Genomic DNA, 22,803 nt, shown 5'->3' with positions numbered 1-22,803 from the left:
ATTGGTATAAAGTGCATTAGAACGATATTAGATTATTGAGACTCGTCTTTTCGACGTGTTCTTTTTTTTGTAAAGCCTTGAACTTGCACTCCAGCATGCGCCAAAATTTTGTAAAATGTACGACGACTACCTATTTTAAAAAACTTCATAATTTGCGTAGTCGAAAGCTTTTGAGCGTCGTAGAGTTCTTTTACGGCTGGGGCAATATCCTGATACTTAGGTAATAAACCTTTTGGTCGGCCGCCCATGCGTCCACGAGCACGAGCCGAGGCCAATCCTGCTTTTGTTCTTTGTACAATGATATTTCGTTCATGTTCGGCTAATGCGCAAAAAATCTGGAAGACCAAAATTCCACTTGGGGATGTGGTATCGATAGGGTCGTTGAGGGAGACAAGATTAATTTTGCGTTTTTCTAATTCTGCCACCAAATCAATCAAATGCTTGGTTGAGCGCCCCAAGCGGTCGAGTTTCCAGATGACTACTGTATCGCCTTCTCGAATAAATTTCATCAATTCTTCAAACTGAGGCTTGTGTGCCTTTAATCCTGAAACTTTGTCTGTAAAAATATTTTCACATCCATATTTTTTTAGTGCATCAATCTGTAAGTCGAGCGTTTGTTCTTGCGTACTTACACGTGCATAACCGATTTTCATATTGTATCAAGTATGTTGATAAAACTCTGATTGAAAGAGGGTAATCCTTCAACAAAAATTTATCCTGTGAGTTTTTGTTTGCAAATTTTTTTAAAGTCAGATTATTTCTATCTAAATCGCATAAATCATTTTGGTAAATATAGTCAATTTCTGTTCTGAATACGCTGCTCAGCTTTTTTTGTCTTTAACATATATACACCTACGTTCATATTCGCACAAGGTGTTCGAAATCGCACAGTTTTTTTACTTTACTTTTTTGTTAACTCATTGATTTTTAATGATTTGTTGTTTGGCATTGTGTTTGAAATCACTTTATACAAATAATCATTATAATTATGGACAAAGAAATCTCTAAAAACCTAGTTAAGCGGAAGCAATACAAACGCTGGACTACCGTGGCACTTGTGGCTGGTGGTTTGAGTATGGCAGTGTACTTTTTAAACAATACTTTACAATCAACGATTAAGGCCAATAAAATTCGAATTGCAACTACTGAACTCGGAGATGTTGAAAATACCTTAACAGCCACAGGCGAAGTAATACCGGCTTTCGAGCAAATTATCACCACACCCATCAAGGCAAGTGTCAAGCAGGTATATTTTACGGTAGGCGCCAAAATTCAGAAAGGGCAACCCATTGTGGAGTTGGATAAATCCTTGACAATGATAGAGCTTGAAAAACTTAAAGACCAGTTGGCGCTCAAACAAAATAGTATCGAGAAATTGAAGATGGATTTGAATAAAAAGATTTTCGATTCTGATATCAACGATAAAGTAAAGCAGCTCAATATTAACCGCCTGAAAGCAGAGCTTGAAGATACCAAGCGACTTCAGAAAGTAGGAGGACGTACGCAAGAAGACGTCACCAAAGCCGAAAATGCTTTAAAAATTGCAGAGCTTGAAAAATCCCAATTAGAAAATGAGTTGGGGTACAACAAAAAATCAGTTGGTGCCAACTTGAAAGATTATACTCTACAAGCCTCTATCGAAGAAAAAAACTTGCAAGAATTGAAGCATAAAATCAAAATGGCAGATATTGTTGCCGACCGTGCAGGTGTATTGACATGGGTAAACGATAAAATAGGTACTGCCGTAAATGAGGGCGAAATGTTGGCAAAACTGGCAGATTTAGGAAGCTTCAGGGTTGAAGGCTCGTGTTCTGACGTGTATGCAGAGCAATTAAAAATAGGCTTACCTGTCATTGTCAGAATCAATGATCAAGCTTTGAGAGGAATGGTTGTGCAAATCAAACCAGCGGTTTCGAATGGTGTGATACAATTTGCGATAAGCCTCGACGACAATCGTAGTGCTTTGCTCAGACCCAATATGAAAGTGGAAGTATATGTTATTACTCAAAAAGTTTCGCATGTAATTAGAATAGCGAATGGTCCGGCATTTAATGGAAAAAGAATTTTGCCCGTTTTTGTATTAGAAAATAACAAAACTGCCAGACGCCGAGAAGTCGAAACAGGCTTAAGTAATTTTGATTTTGTAGAAATCAAACAAGGTTTAAAACCTGGTGAAAAAGTGATTATTACCGATATGAGTCAATACAAACACCTAGACCAAATTCAGATAGAACCATGAAAAAGCTCCTTTTTTTAGGGCTGATTAGTTGGCCTAGTTGGGCACAACAACCAGCCTTGAGTTTGGACGGCGCAATTTTATTAGCTAGAGAAAAATCCATTTCTGCCACGCAAGCTCATACGCAAAAATCCACGAATTACTGGCAATACAAAACCTTTTTGGCAGATTATAAGCCACAATTAAGCCTAGGAGGCACATTACCTAGTTTTACTCGTTCCTTTATTCAGGTACAACAACCCGATGGAGCAATTGCTTTTCAGTCTGTTTCCAACAACAACTCAACGCTGACTTTGTCTTTGAGCCAGAGTATTGCCAAAACGGGAGGTGTGATTTATGTACAAAATCAATTACAGCGATTTGATGATTTTCAAAATAAAATGACACTTTACAACGGTGTTCCTTTGGCTTTTGGCTTAAATCAACCCCTTTTTAGATTTAACTTGATGAAGTGGGATAAGCAAATAGAACCCCTCAAATACGCTGAAAGTGAACAAGAGCTCATCGAAAACATGGAGAAAATCTCTTTGGCAACTTCAGAGTATTATTTTGACTTGTTATTGTCGCAGGTAAATTTGCAAATTGCGCACAAAAACCTAGAGAATAATGAAGTACTCTTGAAGATTGCCGAGCAAAGGTTGAGTTTAGGGAAAATATCTGAAAATGATTTATTACAAATTCGACTATCTGTTTTGAATGCGCAAAAAGATTTGGCTTCTGCCAAACAACAAGCAGAAGTAGCTCGGCTAAAACTCAAAACCTATATTGGTTATCGCGACGAAGCGGCGTTTGATTTGTTGATTCCTGCCCAGATTCGTTTGTTTGAAGTAGATGAAAAAAAGGCATTGTCAGAAGCTTTGGGAAATCGCTCGGATGCTATTGCTTTTCGGCGAAGAATGTTGGAAGCCGAACGCGACATGGATAAAGCCAAAAAGGAAAATGGGTTGAATGCCAATTTGAATTTAGCTTTGGGCTTATCTAATAGGGGAGATTCTCCTTTAGAAATCTATAAAAAACCACAAGATAGACAGTTTGTCGAAATACAGTTTACCCTACCAATTATGGACTGGGGGCGCTCTAAGGCAAGAGTTGAAACGGCAAAAGCTAACTTGCAATATGCTCAGCAAAGTGTAGAACAAGACAAACTTACTTTTCAACAAGAAATTTACACTCAAGTGACCTTGTTCGAAATGCTCCAAAAGCAAGTTAATCTGACTAAGGAAACCGATGATATTGCCACGAATCGCTATCAGATTGCACAAGATAGATTTATTTTGAGTGACCTCAGTATCACAGATTTGGGTATAGCCTTACAAGAAAAAGACCGTGCCAAAAGAGATTATATTCAGGCACTGAGGGACTACTGGCAAGCCTATTACAAACTCAGACTTTATACTTTGTATGACTTTGAACTCAATCAGAAATTATCAATCAAATAACCGACCTAAGCCTATTTATTCTTAGGACATTAAACAACAATTCCTCTATGATTACATTAAACAACATCGAGAAAGTGTACCAGACGAGTACCATCGAAACATTAGCCCTAAATAACATCAACATTGATATCAAAAAAGGTGAATTCGTCTCGATTATGGGGCCGTCGGGTTGTGGCAAAAGTACTTTGCTCAATATTATGGGGCTTTTGGATGAGCCTACAAAAGGAGATATCCTCATCGATCAAAAACATGTTGAGCAATACACCGACAAAGTTATGGCAAGCCTACGTAATCAAAAAATTGGGTTTATTTTCCAAAGTTTTCATTTGATTAATGATTTGTCGGTATTAGACAATGTCGAAATTCCACTTTTGTACCGTAATTCGTCGGCACAATCGCGTAGAGAGGCTGCTCGTGAAGCACTCGAAAAAGTAGGCTTGAGTAACCGTATGAAACATTTTCCAAACCAACTTTCGGGTGGACAAAAACAGCGTGTGGCTATTGCTCGTGCTATCGTGGGAAAACCTGATATTATTTTGGCTGATGAACCTACAGGTAATTTGGATAGCGCCATGGGCAACGAAATTTTGAATATTCTTCTACAGCTCAACGCCGAAGGTTGTACCATTGTGATGGTAACGCACGACGAAAGTATGGCCAAGAAAACCCATCGTTTGATTCGTTTGTTCGACGGAACACAAGTCTATTAAGAGTGTTGAGTTTTGAATGCTGAATTGTGAGTGTAAAATTTTAATAATCAATACTTTAATTAAGTATTTACATGCTTTGTTTTCACCATAACCCCATTGTTTATTCAAAAGTTGGTGTTAGATTTTCTATTTAAAAACATAGCAGCTTGTACTCCAATATTCTTTAGACTAAAATCAAGTTATACTTTTTAAAACACGACAAATATGTTACTCAACTATATCAAAATTGCATGGAAAGTGTTGTTAAGGCATCCTTTCTATACCTTCATTACCTTGTTTGGGATAAGTATTACCCTGACTGTGTTGATGATGATTACTTCATTTCTTGACCATTTGGTCGGAAGCCACTATCCTGAACAAAACAGAGATAAATCCTTGTATATCATGAATTTGTTTATAGAAGACTCAGCCCGAACCTCTCAGATGGGTGGTCCTATTTCTTATGATTTTTACAAAAAGTATGTCGAAACCCTCAAAACCCCAAAACGGACAAGTGTGTCTTCAATGATTACTTCTGCCAACTCTTACATTAATGGTAAAAGGATTAAGGTTAGTACCAAATATTGTGATACTAATTTTTGGGAAATAACGAGCTATGAATTTCTGGAAGGAAAGCCTTTCACGCATACTAATATTGCAAATGGCGACCGTGTGGTTGTTATTACGGATGCAATGAAAGAACAATTTTTTGATAATACCTCTGAGTCTGTTATTGGAAAAATGGTTGAAGTAGATAACGAAAAATACAAAGTTATTGGCGTAGTAAAAGCTGGTCCAGTTACTCGTATTCTGACTTTTTCGGATATGTTTTTTCCTTATAATTTACCCAAAAGCAATTATCAAAGAACAGGTCTACAGGGTACTTTTTTGGCGATTATTGAGGCAAATAGCTCCTCCGATTTTCCAGCCATAAAATCTGAGTTTGAAAATAATGTATCCAAAATTCCAGTACCTATCAAAATGGGTAATACTAAATATACCCTTATCGATACACATGCACAAACCTACACCGACACCATGTTGTATGGTATTTTTCGTCAGGAAATAGGCAATAAGTATTACATCGTAGTTGGTTTGGTGTTGTTGATGCTCATGGGCTTACCTGCCATCAATTTGGTTAATCTCAATGTAAGTAGAATTTTGGAAAGAGCTTCAGAGATTGGGGTACGTAAGGCCTTTGGCGCACCAACTCGTACATTGGCGTTTCAGTTTATTGTCGAAAATATCTTTATCACTTTTATTGGAGGTGCCATTGCCTTGATTCTCACAACGATAGCAATCTATTGGTTTAACAGAAGCGGCCTAATTCTGTATTCAGATTTGACCATCAATTTGCCAGTTTTTGGGGTAAGTCTCTTAGTGTGTTTGGTTTTTGGTTTACTTTCTGGTGTAGCACCTGCTTTTAGAATGGCCAAAATGAAAGTCATAGATGCACTTAAAAGACAGTAGGCTTTGAAAATGAAGAAAATGAAGAGATGAAGAAAATGAAGAAAATGAAGAAATGAAAAATAAAATCATCCTCAAAACTCAATCATCATGATACAACATTTAATTAAACTAATATGGAATCGAAAAGGAAGTCATCTCCTTTTGATTATCGAAATATGGGCATCTTTTATGGTGCTTTTCGGGGTAATGTCCTTGGTTACTTTTAATCTTGATAACTACAGAGAATCACTGGGTTTTGAATATGAGCAAGTTTGGGCAATAGACTTGTCTCGTAACCAAGATACGATACAAACAGCAGAAAAGCTTGCTCAAGTTTTACAAAGGATAAGAACCTATCCTGAAGTAGAAAAAGTAAGTCGTATGTCCTCCAATTCACCTTTTTCATTTAGTCAAATGAACAGCTCGATTAGTCGTAAAAAGACTAGTACTTTAGCTGATATCTATTATACGGATGAAAATTTTGATGAGGTTTTCGACATAAAAATGAAATCTGGACGCTGGTATCAATCTTCTGATTCTGTGGCAAAAAATAAGCCCGTTGTGATTAATCAAAAAGCGATGGATGCACTTTTTGGCACTGAAAATCCTATCGGAAAAACGCTAGATGATAATAAAATTGTTGTTGGCGTAATCGATAATTTTAAAGCAAAAGGGGAGTTTACCAAAAATGAGCCTGCCTTCTTCCAAATTATGTGGCCACGCTCCGAAGAAGGAAAATTTGTTATGAAGCTCAAGTCTGGAACCGATGCTAATTTTGAAGCAAAATTAGTAAAAGACCTCGGTAACATGCTGGTAGGATGGACTGTGGAAGTGAGTTATCTGACTGACCAGCGACAAAATCAACATAATTTGGCCTTAGTACCAATGATTGTATTTTCAATTATTGCAGGGTTTTTGTTGCTCAATGTGGCTATGGGACTTTTCGGAATACTAAAAGTAAACATAGCCAAACGTCGCGAAGAAATTGGCGTGCGTCGTGCAATGGGTGCCACCGAAGCAGATATTCAAAAGCAGTTTGTTGCCGAAATGTGGGTTATTGCTACCTTTGCTATACTGGTTGGGTTACTCTTTGCGGTGCAATTTCCGATTATGAAGGTTTTTGATTTAGCGGCGGGAGTGTATTGGGTGGCTATAATCTTGGCGATTGTGATTATCTATGGATTAGTCACGATTTGTGCTTTTTATCCAAGTCGTCAGGCCGCCAAAATTCAACCAGCCATTGTTTTACACGAATCGTAACAGCAATAGGCTATTAGCGGTGGGCTTTAAGCAAAATATATCTAAATAATTTAAAACTCTTTGCCTAATGCCTGACAACTTATATACTAATTTTTACCTTTTCAATGAATAAAATACTCATCATCGACGACGATTTTGCTGTTCAAACCTCTTTACAACTCCTTCTACAGCAGGCGGGATTTCAGGTAAAAACCTGTGATTCTCCTGCTGTGGCTAGGGAGTTGATTCCTACTTTTAAACCTGTTTTAGTTATTCTTGACCTAAATTTTTCTATCGAAACCTCTGGCGAGGAAGGTATGAAGGCTTTGCAAATGCTTCGCTCCGAATTTCCAGAGGTTTTGATTATTTTGTTAACTGGCTGGGGAACAATCAATTTGGCAGTAGAGGGAATGAAATTAGGCGCAAAAGACTTTTTGACTAAGCCTTGGAAAAACGATCACTTGCTCCAATCTGTCAGAACGATTTTAGATTTGGAGGAAAAAAAGGAAAGTATTTCTACCCGAAAAAAATTAGACCAAAAGTTTGATTTTGGGCATATAGTGGGCGAAGATTCCAAGCTTTTATCTATTCTTGAAACCATCGGAAGAGTAGCGCCAACCGATGCCCCTGTATTGATAACTGGTGAAAGTGGTACAGGAAAAGAGTTGATAGCTGAGGCAATTCATCAAAATAGCAAACGACGGATTAGACCATTTGTTAAGGTGAATTTGGGAGGAATATCGGCCACACTGTTTGAAAGTGAACTTTTTGGACACGTGCGTGGTGCTTTTACCGATGCCAAATCGGATAGAATTGGACGTTTTGAATTAGCTAATCGAGGTACTTTATTTTTAGATGAAATTGGAGATTTAGATTTATCAAGTCAGGTAAAATTGCTGCGGGTATTACAAGATAGAACCTTTGAGCCTTTAGGAAGTAGCAAATCCAAAACCGTCGACGTTCGGGTGATTTGTGCCACCAATCGCAATTTGGAAGAAATGGTTGCTCAAGGTACTTTCAGAGAAGATTTATTTTACCGTATCAATCTTATCTCTGTTAAGCTACCAGCTTTGCGAGAACGTCCTACTGATATTGCTTCTTTGGCGATGTATTTTGCTGATAACTTGAAAGTTATTTATGAAAGGCCACAACTTAAGATTTCAGCAAAAGCGTTACAATGGTTACAAACATTGGTATTGCCGGGTAATATCCGTCAGTTGAAAAATCTGGTTGAAAAAACGATTTTGTTAAGTGCAAATGACCAATTGGAAATCAATGATTTTCAGAAAAATGTCACACAGGTTAGTTCCGCATCCCAAAGTGCGCTTCCCGAAGTAGGAACATTGACTTTAGAAGAAATGGAGCTTTTGATGATTCGAAAAGCTATGTCTTTTCATCAAAATAATATTAGTCGAGTAGCTAGGGCCTTGGGAATTACACGGTTTGCCTTATATCGTAGGTTAGAAAAATTTGGTATTCCGTATGCCGAAGAGTAATTTAAGCATCTAGCATTAGGATTGTACGAAGGATTATAAAACCATGATTTCGGAAGTGTAAACTTTTATATTTTGAAAAAAATAACGGTATTTTACTTTTTCCCCGAAATCAAAAATCCCCAATCCACAATAGTTAGAGTATCTTCGTACAGTTCTGAATATAGCATAAACGATTCAAATCCCTTAATTAATGCGACTTTCTTTACGAATAAGATATCTGCTTTACTTGGGCTTTTTGCATGCCATCATCATGCTGTTGGCTTTCAAAGTCTTGTCTGCTAATAAATTGTATTTTATTGTTTCTGAAATACTTATTCTCATTTCCTTACTTATTTCTGTTGTACTTTACCAAGCTATTCACCGACCTTTTAAGTTGTTGTTGATGGGAACTGAGGCAATGCGTGATCAAGATTTTTCTATCAAACTACGCCCAACGGGTACGCCTGAGCTAGATCAGCTTATAGAAGTTTATAATCAAATGATTGTGCAGCTAAGAACAGAACGAATACAGTTGACAGAACAGCATTTTTTCCTAGAAAAACTTATTCAAGCCTCTCCAATTGCAATTTTAGTATTGGATTTTGATGAAAATTTATTAAAAATTAATCCTAAAGCCCAAGAATTATTTGGTATTGCAGAGGGGCAATTTCTTCATCAACCACTTTCAGGCCTAGCTCATCCACTTGTAAACGCACTTCAAGCTTTACAAGATGGAGAATCAAAAACTGTTCAGATAAATGGCTTATCTACTTTCAAAATTCAGCGTTCTTTTTTTATGGATAAAGGCTTTGCAAGACCTTTTTTGATGATAGAAGAACTTACTTCTGAAATTTTGGCGACAGAAAAGAAAGCCTACGGGAAAGTCATTAGGATGATGGCGCACGAGGTAAATAATTCGATAGGGGCAGTAAACTCGATTTTGAATGTGGCGCAACAAATGGTTGAAGAACCTCATTTGCTACATGCCTTAGAGGTGGCGTCTGACCGCAACGAGCGACTGTGTGTGTTTATGCGAAGGTTTGCTGATGTAGTGCGTTTGCCACAACCGCATCTTGAAAGGCAATCATTGAATGAAGTCTTGGAAAACATTGTGGAACTTTGGAAAAGTCGTGCAAGCGAGAAAGGAATAAACTTGATTTTGGAGGAGCCAGAAAATGAAAAGTTTGCGATGATTGACCGTGGACAGATAGAACAAGTATTAATCAATGTGATAAAAAATGCAATGGAGGCTTGTGAGTCTGGTAATCAGATTATTGTGACTTTGTTGGAAAAAGGAATAAAAATTAAAAATAATGGCAGACCTATTCCGCACGAACAAGCTCATTTATTATTTACACCGTTTTTTAGTAATAAACCTGATGGACAAGGCATTGGACTTATGTTATGTCGTGAAATCTTAATAAATCATAATTTTCAATTCTCCCTAAAAACCCAAGAAGACGGCTGGACGTGCTTTAGTATTGAGTGAATCAGTGAATAGCGAATTAGTGAGTTGTGAATTGGTGAATGATGATTTTTCCCTATTTGTAGAAACGCAATACTTTGCGTCTTCATTAGTTAATAATTCAAAATTCACTAACTCACTATTCACTAATTCACTAATTCACTAATTCACTAAATACCTAGAACGAGTATCTCATTGTAATACCATACGTGCGAGGGTCGCCGAGGATACCAGCGTATTGACCTGCACTTCCTGGGGCTGCTAATAATTGTTCATAATAGTCTGTATTGGCGATGTTTCTTCCCCAAACATAAATAGAGATACCGTTTGATGCTCTGAAACCTAAACGACCATTCAATAATGAATACCCTTCAATGTTCAAATACTGAGAAGGTGATGGGCTTGAAGAGAATTTCGAACGGAAATAAACGTCAGCCGCTACGAAATAGTTACCTTTCAATCCAAAAAATACGCCTTTGGTTGTAGCCTCAGCACCAAATGAACCAGCCCATTTTGAAATACCTGGAAGCTCCCCACCCGATACATCTTTGAAAGCTTGAGTACCGCCTACTTCTTCTAAAGGTACTGGCGCATTTTTGAATGACACATATTTACCATCCGTATAAGCAATCGAGCCGTTGAAGGTAAAATGTGTTAACCTTACGTTTCCTTCTACCTCAACGCCTCTTACTCTAACTTTTTCAGCATTAGCCAAGTAGCCTCTGTTTACTCCTGGCTCTGGTGTTTGTACTTGTGTTTGATAATCCTTGATATCATCATTAAATACCACAACGTTTAAGAAAGAATTCGAGGTGGGACGAGTCTTAACGCCTAGTTCATAGTGAGTTACACCTTCTGGTTTTACTTTTGCCAAATCAAGTAGCACTTGACCGTTGGCTGTTGGCAAACCACCGATATTGATACCTACTGGTTTGTAGCTGATAGCGTATGTACCGTAAGCGTTGATATTTTTTGAAGCTTTGTATTGTAATGTCAATTGACCTGAGATGTTACTTTCGCTTACATCTGTATCAAAAGCTTGGTTGGTATACACTGCATTTTTCAAGGCTAACAAAGCAGCATCTGTCGTTTGCAAACCACCATAAGTTTCTCTTTTGTAGTTGGCTACTTTTTTATCATAGTTATAGCGCAAACCTGGCAATACATGGATTTTGTCATTTACAGCCCAGTCTACTTGAGCAAATGCTGCCAAACTTGTGCTTTGAATACGGTTAGTGGTGCGAATACCGAAGTTATCAAATAAGCCTGGTGTTTTCCAAAGCGCACTTGTTGAGCTTTGAGCAAAACGCCATTGTGCCGAACCAGCTTCTTCTGTTTGTACAGGATCTGATTTCAAGTCTTGCCACAAACCAAATACCCCAATTACACCACTCAAATTGTCAGCAACTTTTCCTGAATAACGTAACTCTTGAGACCATTGGTCGTGTACTGAATTACCCGAAGAAATAGTAAAAATTGGTAAACCTGTATAATCACGGTCATTCAAAGGCGTCCATTTCCAAAAACGCCAAGCGGTTGTCGATGTCAATGTACCATTCCCAATTTTAATATCTGCATTGGCAGATACACCACCCAAACTGTTGTCTGCTTTTGAAGGCGTATCTAAATCTACTACTCTTTCAAAGGCACTCGAATAAGGTAATTTATAGTTCAAATCTGCAATAATTGCGTTGAATTGACGATAGGCTGCACGTTTGGTTGTAACAACACCAGCTACAGGCCAGCCATAACCGTTAGGTTTTTGAGCAGTATAGTCACCAATCAAAGTGATTTTTACCTTTTCTGAAGGCGTATATAACAACTGGCCTCTAGTACCTAAGTTGTTGATATCGTTCATGTTTTGTTGTGTTTTTGTATTGTAAAGAAGACCGTCTCTTTGTGTACCTGAAAAAGATAGTCTAGCTGCCAATTGCTTATTGATTGGTCCAGAAATAGACCCTTTAGCTTGAATGTAGCCATAGTTACCATAGCTCAACTCAAAACTTGCACTTGGCGTAAAGCTAGCTTCACGAGTAGTAATATTGAATGCACCTGCGGTAGTGTTTTTGCCAAATAAGGTTCCTTGTGGTCCACGCAAAACTTCAACACGCTCAATGTCGACAAAATCTAAGGCAGTAGCTGCTGGACGTGCATAATATACCCCATCTACATAAAAACCAACACCTGGGTCAATACCATCATTTGTTAAACCGAAAGTTGAGCCTAATCCTCTGATATTCAATGTTGTATTTCTTGCATTTGAGGCATAAAGTTGAACTGTTGGTACTAATTCCTTCAAACGGTTTACGTTAAATGCACCTGCATCTTCTGCTGTAGCACCACGGATTACCGCGATAGGAATAGGAATATCTTGAACGGCCTCTTGTCGACGACGAGAAGATACTACTACATCGGCTAATTGACTTACATCTTCATCTAATTTGATTTCGGCCTTATCTGCTGTGATAACTACTTCTTTTTTTAAGTAACCTACGAAGGAAATAATCACTGAGAATGGAAGTTTTTGACCTGTAATCAATGAGAAATCACCGTTTACGTCGGTTGTTGAGCCGTTGGTAGTTCCTTTAATTTGAACGGCCGCTCCAACTAGTGGTTCATTCGTTTTGGAATCTACGATTTTGCCTGATACTGTAGCATTGATAATTGGTTTGTTTTGAGCAGATACAATATGCGATACACTTACCGCCACCACGGCGATAATGACAAATAAAAGTTTTTTCATTAAATTTAACTGTTTAATTAAAAAATATCTCGACAGCTCGGTTCCAAGCTCGCTGTCAAAATCCTGTGATAGAGATTACTTTAGTTGAACTAGACCAATGAGGTTGCCGCCTCTTGGTCTTTTTTATGCTTCAACAAAATAAATACTGCCTTTCTATTTGATTCAAATGAATTGATAAACAAGCATTTGAGCATGATAAATTTGATTTAAGAGACATCGTGGATTTTACTTTTAAGTCTATTTAGTATATAAAATTTGTATACTTTTGTTCTAAAATAAAAGGAGTAAGCAATTGAATTACTCCGTTTTATGCCTTAGGCAATATGCTTTAAGCTCAAAGAGCAAAAGTGACAAAATAGACATTTTTTCGCTTAATGCTTATAGCCTAAAACTTACAGCAGGTTTAAATTTAGATTAGATGAAAGCTTTTGATAATTGTTCTTAAACTGATGATAATCACAAGTGTTCCAACCAAAATCATCATAGGTTTGCGTTTTACCTTGTTAACAAAAATTGCTCCTAGTGGAGAGGCAATTGTACCCCCAACAATCAAACCCAATACCACCTGCCAAGAATTTACGCCTTCAAAAAGTAAGAAAGTGATACCACTAGCAAAAGAAACCGCAAACTCGGCTGCGTTTACCGAACCAATCGTATAGCGTGGGTCGCGACCTCGCCCCAAGAGCGATGAAGTTACGATTGGTCCCCAACCGCCACCACCAATAGAATCCATAAAGCCACCGAAGACAGCTAACAATCCCAAACGCTTGGTACGTTGTTTAACAATATTTTTTTGAAGCGCTTTTCTGATAATGATAATTCCCAAAATAATCATGTAAATAGAAATGTATGGTTTTATGACATTTCCATCAATGAAATCAGCAAGAAGATAAGCACCTGTAATAGAGCCTAATACACCAGGGATTAATAAGTTGCGAAATAACTTTTTATTGATATTTCCAAACTTAAAATGCGAAATAGCAGAAGCTCCCGTCGTAAACATTTCGGCTACGTGTACACTTGTACTACTTACCGCAGGTGGCACGCCCAAACTCAGTAAAAATGAGGTGGAAGTTACGCCATAAGCCATTCCCAAAGTTCCGTCTACTAGCTGAGCTCCCAAACCAACTAATACGTAAAAAGCAAAATCACTATTGAAACCATTTGAAATGGCAACCCACGAAAAATGTACTTTTCCGATATATACCATGGTTATCAAACAGCCTAGCAGTAAGATTGTAGGCGCGATATACCATATTGCTCGGCTCGAAAGAATTTTTTGCACGACTATCTTAAATTTTAGTGTAAAAAGACAAACTTAGATAAATACTATTTATTGTGATGAGTCATTTAATCTGAAAGAAAGAGTGAAAGCATCGCTTTCACCCTTAGCTGCATTAGATTGATTAAATAGACTACCATTAGTTCAAACAAAGGACCCTATTACAGCGTCAGTTGATATAATCTGTTTGGTTGTGCAAAAATATTATATAAATATTAAATCTATATACTTTATAGACTAATATTTGTGAAAAAATTCAAAATTCTTGTAATTGTTCACAAAAACCTCGATTTCTTTATAAGATAGATAGGATTTTAGTTCGATATCGATAAAGTGATGAATAATAAGCCCATTAGGTAATACTAAAAAGCTTGCTGGTAGGGGTATATTTTCGGAGATACCCGCATAAAAATGAGTACAAGGCGTTTGTTCAAAGAAAATTCCAATTGATTTAGCAAGGTGTTGATTTTCATCAAAATATAAAGAAAATTTTAGCTTTTCTCTAAGGCAGAGTTCCTCTATTTGCTCTCTGTTGATATTGGTTAGTGTCAATATTTTTACGCCTAGTTCAGTCAACCGTCGTACCGATTTTTGTAACAACCACAATTGCTGAGTAGAATACTCTCCCCATTCTGGCGCGAAGTAAGTAATCAACAAAGGCTTGTCTTTTGCTATGTCAGCAATAGTTACTGTATCTTTTTCCTGTGGCATATCGAACTTCCAAATCCCATGTTTGGCGGAAAACTCAACTGGCGGAAATTGCTTTCCAGCGCCCGAAATACTCGATAATAGTTTGTTGAATTGTGCTTTACGAGTTTTAATAAGATGAATCATAGTATTTTTAATCTATAGTTATAATAGACAAATTTAGCCTCTTTTTTGAATACAGAAGGCAAATACTACATTTTTTTGAAACTAAATAATCGTACAAGTGTTGGGCTATAGGCTGTAAGCCGCAGGCATTAGGCAGAAAACCTTTAGGTTTATATAGGAAATGTTCGGCTTTCAGCGGTGGGCTTTGGACAAAATCATGTTTGATTAATAAATAATAAGTAGGAAAATGTTATTAGTTAACAGTATATCAGTTATTGTAGTATAATTATAATCAAAAGGTTACCCTCAATTTTTACCTTTGAGCTGATTACTGGACAAAATTAAGTTCTCAAGTTCAAGACTTAGTCTTGGACTCAATTTAAAACAGTTTAAAACTATTAAAAATAAAAACAGTGAAAAAGGCTATATACCTGAATCTCACTTTCTTGTTTTGTCCATTAATTAGACCTTTTGATCTTGCATATCTTCAAATAACCGTATACTGTTAACTAATAACGTCTTCCTACTTACTTATTTTAACACTCTTTGCCTATTGCGGTTTCTTCTAGCAAACAACTTGAATTTTAGGCTTTCAGGTATCCGCTTTCAGACAATAGGCATTAATCTAAAGAAAAAAAGAGTTTTTTATGAAATTGTAAAGACCTTTTGCCGAATGCCCAAAGCTGAAATCCGAAAGCTCAAAAATTAAATTTTATTTTGAGTACTCACGTAATAAAAATTTAAGCTATATATTTGTATCGTATACGATATAATTGTAAAAAATTAAAATCATGAAACAAGAATTCTATAATTTGTCGGCGAAAACCCCTGCTGGCAAAGAGATATCAATGTCGGAGTTTGAAGGTAAGGCGGTATTAATTGTTAATACAGCGACGAAATGTGGATTAACTCCCCAATTTGAAGGATTGGAAAGTCTACACCAAAAATACAAAGACCAAGGTTTGGTAGTATTGGGTTTTCCGTGCAATCAATTTGCTGGACAAGAACCAGAGACCAACGATACAATCGAGCAAGTATGCCAAATGAATCACGGTGTAACATTTCAATTGATGGCCAAGTGTGATGTGAATGGAGCTGATACCCATCCCGTTTTTAAATATCTCAAAAGTAAAAAAGGAGGATTGTTGGGGAGTAGTATCAAGTGGAATTTCACTAAGTTTTTAGTTGACAAAAACGGAAAAGTGATAAAGCGTTATGCACCTGTCACTAAACCAGAGGCTATTGAAGACGATATTCGCAAAGTATTATAGCATGTCAGATGAATCAGAAGTATTGAAGCTCGAAAGACAGCTTTGCTTTCCTTTATATACAGCTTCGCGGCTTACTACTCAGTGTTATCAGCCCATCCTACAAGAATTGGGTCTTACCTATCCTCAATATCTGGTTATGTTGGTACTTTGGGAAAAAAATGATTTGAGTCTTTCGGACATTGCACATAAATTATACCTACAGTCCAATACCTTAACCCCTTTACTTAAGCGAATGGAGGAGTTAGGTTTATTAACCAGAACTCGCTCTAAACAGGATGAGCGAAGTATTTGTATATCCTTAACCGAAAAAGGAAGTCATCTAAAAGCCCAAGCGGAGCAGGTTCCTTCCAGGCTGATGCAGCAGGTAGCTCTTACCAAGGAAGAGGCTATTCAGTTACATACCTTATTATATAGGCTCATAAGAGGCTGAACTAAAAAAAATGACTTACCTCTAATGTATGGATTGAGCGAATGAGTGATTATTTTAACATTGGTACTCGAGCCGTATAGATGTAATGATTGTAGCTAAAAGCTTTGTGTGCGAAGAGGTGTCATTTTGAATTTGGTTAACCTGAGAGGCGGTCGAAAAACTAATTTCGCTCGCCTTTTAGGTTAAAAAGAACTACTACAATTATTCGACCATCAAAATTCGGAATGTTGCGAATTTGGTAGTTTTATGTCATGGCACACTTGGCTTGATACGAAAAGCATTGTATATCTGAGAGCATCAAATTGAACTCAACCCCAAATCACTAAATTCGTGAAGATTCATACATTTGTACCTTTAAGTCAATATTTTCTAATAAATGGTATTTTGAAAAAAGGTATAGAAAAATGCACCTACATTTCATCTATTTAATTCAGAAAAAGGATAAGACGAAAATTGTACCCGAAATCGAGGGTTTATTTGAGTAACACATCTGTCAAATGGCTGATAAACGTTACATCATTGCTTTGCTTTTCGACGGCATAGTCCCAACATCCTAAGTCATTACACTAAGAATCCCATCGTTGTATACATCCTCTGGATACATAATGACAAATTGAGATTGATTCTGTCTGTCAAATAAAATGTGGTCTCCTTTTGAGCGACACTTCCCGCTTATCATTCAAAGCAATGACTGAGGGGATATCACAACTTTGGTTATAATTAGGCGGTAAATTCAAGAGGAATGTTCGTTGGAGCCACCAACACTCGTCATTCTGTCTACTCGAAGTAAGCTAACTGTTAGCTGACTTGTTCCATTCTTTACAGTTGAATTAAATTAGTAAAACGACTTTTTTCACAAATTAGAGCATGAAGATTAAAGGTTTTCCCTTTGATTGCTATTAATCTAGAGATTTGTCTCTCACAAAAATTGGGTAAATTATCTATTGAATTGTTAATAAAAAAGCATCGAAATACAATATTTCGATGCTTTCTAGAATGCATTATGTTGCTTATTGAACTAATACTTTTACAGATATAATGTTATTAAGTTGTACAAAATACACACCTGGGCTAAAATGCTGAACATTTATTTCTATACTATTTTTGAAAGAACCAGAATATCTCTCATTACCAAAACTATCAATCAGCTTGATATCGTTATTGCCAGTGGCGTTCACTTTCACCGTAATTTTATCGTTCGTTGGGTTTGGATAGATACTTACCTGTCCGTTGAGTCCTTCATCAATTCCCAGTGGAATTAGCACCGCAACTGTTACCTTAGCAGTATTAGAACAGCCTTCTTGGTCAGTACCTTTCACTGAATAAATCCCTGAATATTTGGTATCAACAGCTAAAATATTTGCGTTTTGCGTACTGGCGGTAAATCCTGTAGGACCAGTCCACGAATACACCATAGCACCAGCGGCTTTGAGCGTGATAGTTTGATTTTGGTACACCTGAGTAGGCGCTTCGGCGGTAACGACTGGAAGCGCTTTGACATTTACTCTGGCAGAGTCTAGGTTTGTACAACCGTTCGAATCTGTTCCTAGTACCCGAACCGAAAGCTGATTTAGGGTTGACAAAGCATTTGGAAGTTCCAATTTTTCGGAAGCATTCGCATACACCTTTTGGTTAAAGTAATAATTATAGGACTTTGCACCGGAAGCAATGAACCGAAGGGTATCTCCAGCACAAACAGCTGCTGCGGTCAGGTCTACCGTTGGCAAAGCATTAATAACGCCAGATAAGGTATCCTTCACTGCAATTTTGGTTTTACCAGCATCAATGTTTAGGCTAAAAGCCCCTGCTCCAATAGCATTGGACTCAGACTGCCAAACCGTTTGATTATTGAGTTTTTGTGTACTAGCCTTTAGGATATATTCTTTACCATTTGAACGAACAATATGCGAAAAGCTAGTGCTGTCAGCAATATCTCCGAAAATACGGCCATAGGCTTTAATAGGCTGAAAACGGCATATTTTGGACAAACTATCTAATCGCAACACTGGAATAACCGTTACCTTTGTTTGTGAGGCAGCACTCAAGCAACCCTCATTTTCACATTTTGCCACATACAGCGTGTTTGACTTAGGACTGACCAAAAGCTCATTTTTTGCAGAAATAGCAGTGCTTGAGTCTTTAGCCGAACTCCAGTTCCATTGCACTTGAGAACAGCCTTGCACTTTGAGCGAAATATCTTGCCCGTACTCAATTTCAGTACTTGCAGTATCAAAAATCGGAGCACTCATGGTTTTGGTACAAGGGTTATATCTAATCACATACCCATCAAAAACAAACCAAATCAACTCCTTTTTGTCTACAAACATTTTTTGCATATAGTAGTCTACAAGGTTAATATTTGCAAAAACCTGCCACGTATTGTTTTCAAATTTTAAGATACGATTTTCATCGTAAGCATAAATGGTGCCATCAGGTCCTTCAGCAATTTGACTAGGCGATATTAAATTATTGGTGTATTTTCTGTAGGCCGTCCATTTGCCATTATCAAACATGATAATTCCTTTTACGTTAGTGGCCCAGTATCTATTTTTAGAATCAATAAAATGACTTAGATAAGAACTATTTATTTCAGGTAAATCATTTTCACCATAAGTTCTACTTGTGCCATCTTGAATAGAGAATTTTTTAGTATAAATTTTATTTTCTGAAAAATTGTAAAGATACTGCCATAGAAAATCCTTGTTCACAACATAAGTACCTTGAGTGCCATTATTTCCAAAGTCAAGTGAGACCTTAGGCGTCAGCTTCTCTCCTTCGAAAGAATAGAGCTTCAAACCATATGAATCAGACGCAATAAGGTAGTTGTTTTCAATATCTACGTACTGCGGCGCTATTTCAGTGTCTTTGTTCAGAATCGTAGAACTAATTAGCTTACCAGTAGGTACATCAAGAATATTTAGGGCAAAGGTAGCTTTTGGAAAAACGCCAGAGTAACCGATAATCTTAGCGAGGTTTGTGAGTATACCTAGTTGATTTTTGCTATTCAAACTATAAGAAGACGTCACTCCTGCTCCTAAGGCTCCATCTGTATTTTTATGATTCAAGGCTGTCTTCGTACCATTGAGTGTATTAAAAGAAACAAAGCCACCCATTGATGAATATCCAATATAATCACCTGCTATATACCCACTTACAGAAGTATTTAACATATCTGGAACCGTCAGGTTTCCTTGATATTTGATTCTGGCTGTATCGATGGTGGAATTCAGGTTTTTAAACGGAGCTTTTAACGATAACAGTGTTCCGCTAGGATATAGTAGTAAGGCATTTTCTTGCTCTCGGAATAACTCGTAAGTACTTATATAGTCTTGATTGTTTTCCAAATTAGGAACCTTAAAGGTTTTTGTGATATCATGAATCTCCACGGGTGGTCTTACTTGCTCAAACACTTTAACTGAAGGGTTCGAGACTTTTGCAATGCTAAGCTTTACGTTCGAGGCTCCAGAAGTGGCAACATCAATTGCAGTAACCACTCGGGTAGCAGTGGGATTATATAATTGGCTTAAATCGGGACTATAACCGGTATTGCCAAAAAACATCACCTTTTTATCTGACCATTCACTGACTTCATTATTACTCCTTGCTCTGATTCTCCAAACAGCTCGTGACTCATAAACAGACGGGAAAAATTTAGCCTGATTCCCGGTAAATGAAATATTGGAACTGTAGTCAAAATTCGGATTGTAATAACCAGCAATCTGTACATCATAGGAAATGGCATTAGGACTCGATTGTACATTGAGAGTAAGCTCTTTGTCAGAAAAGATAGAAGTCCAATAAAACGGAATATTCTTTGTGCTTGGAGGCAACACACTATTGGCTGAAATACTAAGCACTGCAGTATTACTCCAACTCGCTTTGGCTAAAGAGTTCATCGCCATTACTCTAAAGTATAGAGTACTTTGTGGCGCTAAATTAGTCAGCTGCACATAGGGACTTTTGGTCGTATCCTGACTAAGTATTTGAGTAAAGTCAGGATCAGAAGCTACCTGACTCACATAATATTCTGCGAAGATGGAGGGTTGCCAATGTATAAATGGAGACGTTTTGATGGTGTATGCACTCATTAAAGAAACGGGAGATATGTCAATCGACATTTCCGTAAGAAATTTAGTTGCATGTTGCTCCATCACTGCCCGACATAGTGGGTGAAATTCGTCTTTGCTTTGGCAATAGCTCATGATTGAGCCTCGGATCGTCTCCAAAGATTTTTCGTAACAACCTCCCTCCGAAGGGTAGCAGTGATCGATAGGGCCACCTGGCCAAGTACAACTTTGCGTATGTGGTGATCCAAAAATATGGCCTATTTCATGAGCAGCTATTGTCAAATTGGCTAATCCCCAAGGTGTCAAACATTCATTACCTCCCAACAAGGCCACGCCTCCTGCTCCATAAAATGGCTTTACGGGCATATACACAACCTTATCGTACTGATCCTTAAACTTATAGACACTTGAAGTTGGACTTGGATCTTCCCAAATACTAATTTGTTTATCGAACAAATCAAAAATATTGCTCAGATTATAATAGGGATCCTCGCTTGGGCTTTTTCTAAAACTAAAACATGTAACGACCAGTCGAATATTCGTTTCACGTTCAAAAACTTTAGAAACTTGGTTGAATTGCAAATAAGTTTCTCTTTTAATCAGATTGGTATCTCCATTGAAAAGTTGGTAGGTCGGATAGTCAATCTCCACCGCAATTCTAGCAATTCTCCCTACTGTTGCTACTTGCCTGCTAGCGCGTTTTTGGGCTAAGTACTTTTGTGCATTCTGAATAATTGAGAGGTTTTCGGGTGAAATCTTGGACTCGTTAGTTCCGCAAGAAGCAAATTGTTTAGGTTGATTTGGAGAACTAGTTTGGCAAATACCATTCCATGCAATGATAATTCCTACTAAGAGGAGTAGAGTTTTTTTCATAGTGTAAAAAATAAATTGTTTGGGCTAAATTAAAAGGTAGGTCTGATTACTGGACAAAAAGAATAAAAGCGAGAAAAAAGTTGTTATGAATGTGTGAAAACCCAACAACAACTTTTAGTTGTTGCTTTTGGACAAATTTAAGACTGATTTGCTCAAAAGCCAACAAACATTGTTAAAAACTTTGTTTATTATCATCTGTAGAATTATTGTTAAGGAAAATGTTAATCTCAACAAACTTAAAAATCAAGTTGGTGTGATTGCGGATAAAAATCAAACCTTAGCCAATTCTCATTATCGTCGCTTAACTCGTTTTTTTGATGCTCTATTTTGCAAGCATCAGCTTTGGAAAATGATTCTTAAAACGGTAATACAACAATTGGTTTCGACCTTAGACAAACAAGCGCAAGATGTCGAAGTATTTACTACTTGAAGGTACATCTTGGGAGTTTGGAAAAACCAAGTTTCACTTTTTGACATTAAGTATTGTTTATCAAGGCATTAGCATTCCTATTTTCTTTATAAATTTAGCTAAAAAAGGATGTTCTGACCACTTGGAACGTAAGCGTTTGCTTCTCATGGCAAACTGCTTATATCCCTTAAAAGGGATGACTTTAATAGCAGACCGAGAGTACATAGGTCGTCAATGGTTTAATGACTTAATAGAACAATTTGAGCTTAACTTTGTCATTCGAATCTCAGAAACAGATTATAAATTAGACCTTCAAAATCAAGGTAAGTCTTATGCATAACTGCTTAAGAAAGCCAGAAAAGGTAAACTTGTTGAACAAACACTCACGCTAGGAAATCAAACCTTAAGAATGATTGATACGAGGAATCAAACACCTGAAAAACAGGATGATTCTTTAATTATTCTTATCACAAATTTGCCTCTGAAAAAACAAAAAATTCTTGCCATCTATAAACTCAGATGGCAAATTGAGTTCATCGGGGTCGCCCGTGCGGTTTAAGTGCCTCAAAAGCAATGGGTTTAATGTAGAAATGATAGCTTTCAAAGACAAGAAAAAGATTCGATTAATATTTTGCATTGTTATTGCCTGTTATGTTTTATGTGTCAGTGAGGGACTCAAAAATTTCAAAAAAATCACTGTCAGACAAATAGCTAATACCAAATATGAATCTATTTTTAGAAAGGGATATAGCCTCATTTCTAAACATTGTCAACAATTGGTACTTTTTCTAGAATGGTGCCTTGAAAACTATAACACTATTAAAATTAAACCTAAACCCGCATAAAACAATTTTGTCCAGTGATCAGGCCTCAGATATACTATGAGTTTAATCTTTCTTACTACTTAACTCTAAATAAAAACA

The 22,803-nt window shown here is 37.1% G+C and carries 16 protein-coding genes; 11 read left to right on the top strand and 5 right to left on the bottom strand.

Annotation, left to right across the window (positions count from 1 at the left end):
• Window positions 1-32: 32 nt before the first annotated feature.
• Window positions 33-653 (bottom strand): recombinase family protein, encoded by a 621-nt coding sequence (locus ACOVQ4_RS03615; RefSeq protein WP_421819290.1) that lies wholly within the window; start codon window positions 651-653, stop codon window positions 33-35.
• A gap of 335 nt (window positions 654-988) precedes the next feature.
• Here ACOVQ4_RS03615 and ACOVQ4_RS03610 point away from each other — a divergent pair, with 335 nt between their 5' ends.
• The 7 genes from ACOVQ4_RS03610 to ACOVQ4_RS03580 all read left to right on the top strand — a co-directional run bounded on the left by ACOVQ4_RS03610 (window position 989) and on the right by ACOVQ4_RS03580 (window position 10,016).
• Window positions 989-2,239 (top strand): efflux RND transporter periplasmic adaptor subunit, encoded by a 1,251-nt coding sequence (locus ACOVQ4_RS03610; protein ID WP_421819289.1) that lies wholly within the window; start codon window positions 989-991, stop codon window positions 2,237-2,239.
• Window positions 2,236-3,675, top strand: coding sequence for a TolC family protein (locus ACOVQ4_RS03605; protein WP_421819288.1), 1,440 nt, complete (start codon window positions 2,236-2,238; stop codon window positions 3,673-3,675). Before ACOVQ4_RS03610 ends, ACOVQ4_RS03605 begins: the two co-directional genes overlap by 4 nt.
• Before the next feature lie 47 nt (window positions 3,676-3,722).
• Window positions 3,723-4,385 (top strand): ABC transporter ATP-binding protein, encoded by a 663-nt coding sequence (locus ACOVQ4_RS03600; protein WP_421819287.1) that lies wholly within the window; start codon window positions 3,723-3,725, stop codon window positions 4,383-4,385.
• A 204-nt stretch (window positions 4,386-4,589) separates the two neighbouring features.
• Window positions 4,590-5,834: an ABC transporter permease gene (locus ACOVQ4_RS03595; RefSeq protein WP_421819286.1), complete on the top strand. Its 1,245-nt coding sequence runs from the start codon at window positions 4,590-4,592 to the stop codon at window positions 5,832-5,834.
• 87 nt (window positions 5,835-5,921) lie between these two features.
• Complete coding sequence (locus ACOVQ4_RS03590) at window positions 5,922-7,073, top strand: ABC transporter permease (protein WP_421819285.1); 1,152 nt, start codon at window positions 5,922-5,924, stop codon at window positions 7,071-7,073.
• A 104-nt stretch (window positions 7,074-7,177) separates the two neighbouring features.
• The gene (locus ACOVQ4_RS03585) at window positions 7,178-8,548 is read left to right on the top strand and encodes a sigma-54-dependent transcriptional regulator (RefSeq protein ID WP_421819284.1); all 1,371 of its coding nucleotides are present in this window, start codon (window positions 7,178-7,180) and stop codon (window positions 8,546-8,548) included.
• A 190-nt stretch (window positions 8,549-8,738) separates the two neighbouring features.
• The gene (locus tag ACOVQ4_RS03580; RefSeq protein WP_421819283.1) at window positions 8,739-10,016 is read left to right on the top strand and encodes a sensor histidine kinase; all 1,278 of its coding nucleotides are present in this window, start codon (window positions 8,739-8,741) and stop codon (window positions 10,014-10,016) included.
• Window positions 10,017-10,170: 154 nt separating this feature from the next.
• On the opposite strand, the gene ACOVQ4_RS03575 is transcribed toward ACOVQ4_RS03580, so the two are convergent.
• The 3 genes from ACOVQ4_RS03575 to ACOVQ4_RS03565 form a co-directional block, all read right to left on the bottom strand.
• Window positions 10,171-12,735, bottom strand: coding sequence for a TonB-dependent receptor (locus ACOVQ4_RS03575; protein WP_421819282.1), 2,565 nt, complete (start codon window positions 12,733-12,735; stop codon window positions 10,171-10,173).
• Between the two features lie 409 nt (window positions 12,736-13,144).
• Window positions 13,145-14,020 (bottom strand): sulfite exporter TauE/SafE family protein, encoded by an 876-nt coding sequence (locus tag ACOVQ4_RS03570; protein ID WP_421819281.1) that lies wholly within the window; start codon window positions 14,018-14,020, stop codon window positions 13,145-13,147.
• 234 nt (window positions 14,021-14,254) lie between these two features.
• On the bottom strand, window positions 14,255-14,851 hold the full coding sequence (locus ACOVQ4_RS03565) for a redoxin domain-containing protein (RefSeq protein WP_421819280.1): 597 nt from the start codon (window positions 14,849-14,851) through the stop codon (window positions 14,255-14,257).
• A 770-nt stretch (window positions 14,852-15,621) separates the two neighbouring features.
• Between ACOVQ4_RS03565 and ACOVQ4_RS03560 the strand changes: the two genes are divergently transcribed.
• Together ACOVQ4_RS03560 and ACOVQ4_RS03555 are read left to right on the top strand one after the other, a co-directional pair.
• Window positions 15,622-16,101 (top strand): glutathione peroxidase, encoded by a 480-nt coding sequence (locus ACOVQ4_RS03560; RefSeq protein ID WP_421819279.1) that lies wholly within the window; start codon window positions 15,622-15,624, stop codon window positions 16,099-16,101.
• 1 nt (window position 16,102) lies between these two features.
• Window positions 16,103-16,531, top strand: a complete 429-nt coding sequence (locus tag ACOVQ4_RS03555) for a MarR family winged helix-turn-helix transcriptional regulator (RefSeq protein WP_421819278.1) — start codon at window positions 16,103-16,105, stop codon at window positions 16,529-16,531.
• A gap of 1,010 nt (window positions 16,532-17,541) precedes the next feature.
• On the opposite strand, the gene ACOVQ4_RS03550 is transcribed toward ACOVQ4_RS03555, so the two are convergent.
• A complete protein-coding gene (locus ACOVQ4_RS03550; RefSeq protein ID WP_421819277.1) occupies window positions 17,542-21,471 on the bottom strand; it encodes a M12 family metallo-peptidase in 3,930 nt (1,309 codons plus the stop codon).
• A gap of 181 nt (window positions 21,472-21,652) precedes the next feature.
• Between ACOVQ4_RS03550 and ACOVQ4_RS03545 the strand changes: the two genes are divergently transcribed.
• Together ACOVQ4_RS03545 and ACOVQ4_RS03540 are read left to right on the top strand one after the other, a co-directional pair.
• Window positions 21,653-21,901, top strand: coding sequence for a hypothetical protein (locus ACOVQ4_RS03545; RefSeq protein ID WP_421819276.1), 249 nt, complete (start codon window positions 21,653-21,655; stop codon window positions 21,899-21,901).
• Window positions 21,879-22,220 carry a hypothetical protein gene (locus tag ACOVQ4_RS03540; protein WP_421819275.1) on the top strand — a complete coding sequence of 114 codons (342 nt, stop codon included), beginning with the start codon at window positions 21,879-21,881 and terminating at the stop codon, window positions 22,218-22,220. The genes ACOVQ4_RS03545 and ACOVQ4_RS03540 overlap by 23 nt, the downstream gene beginning before the upstream one ends.
• Window positions 22,221-22,803 lie beyond the last annotated feature (583 nt).

It is taken from the genome of Flectobacillus sp. (assembly GCF_049240685.1).
Lineage (GTDB): Bacteria > Bacteroidota > Bacteroidia > Cytophagales > Spirosomataceae > Flectobacillus.
This window is presented reverse-complemented; position numbering and strand designations above follow the sequence as displayed.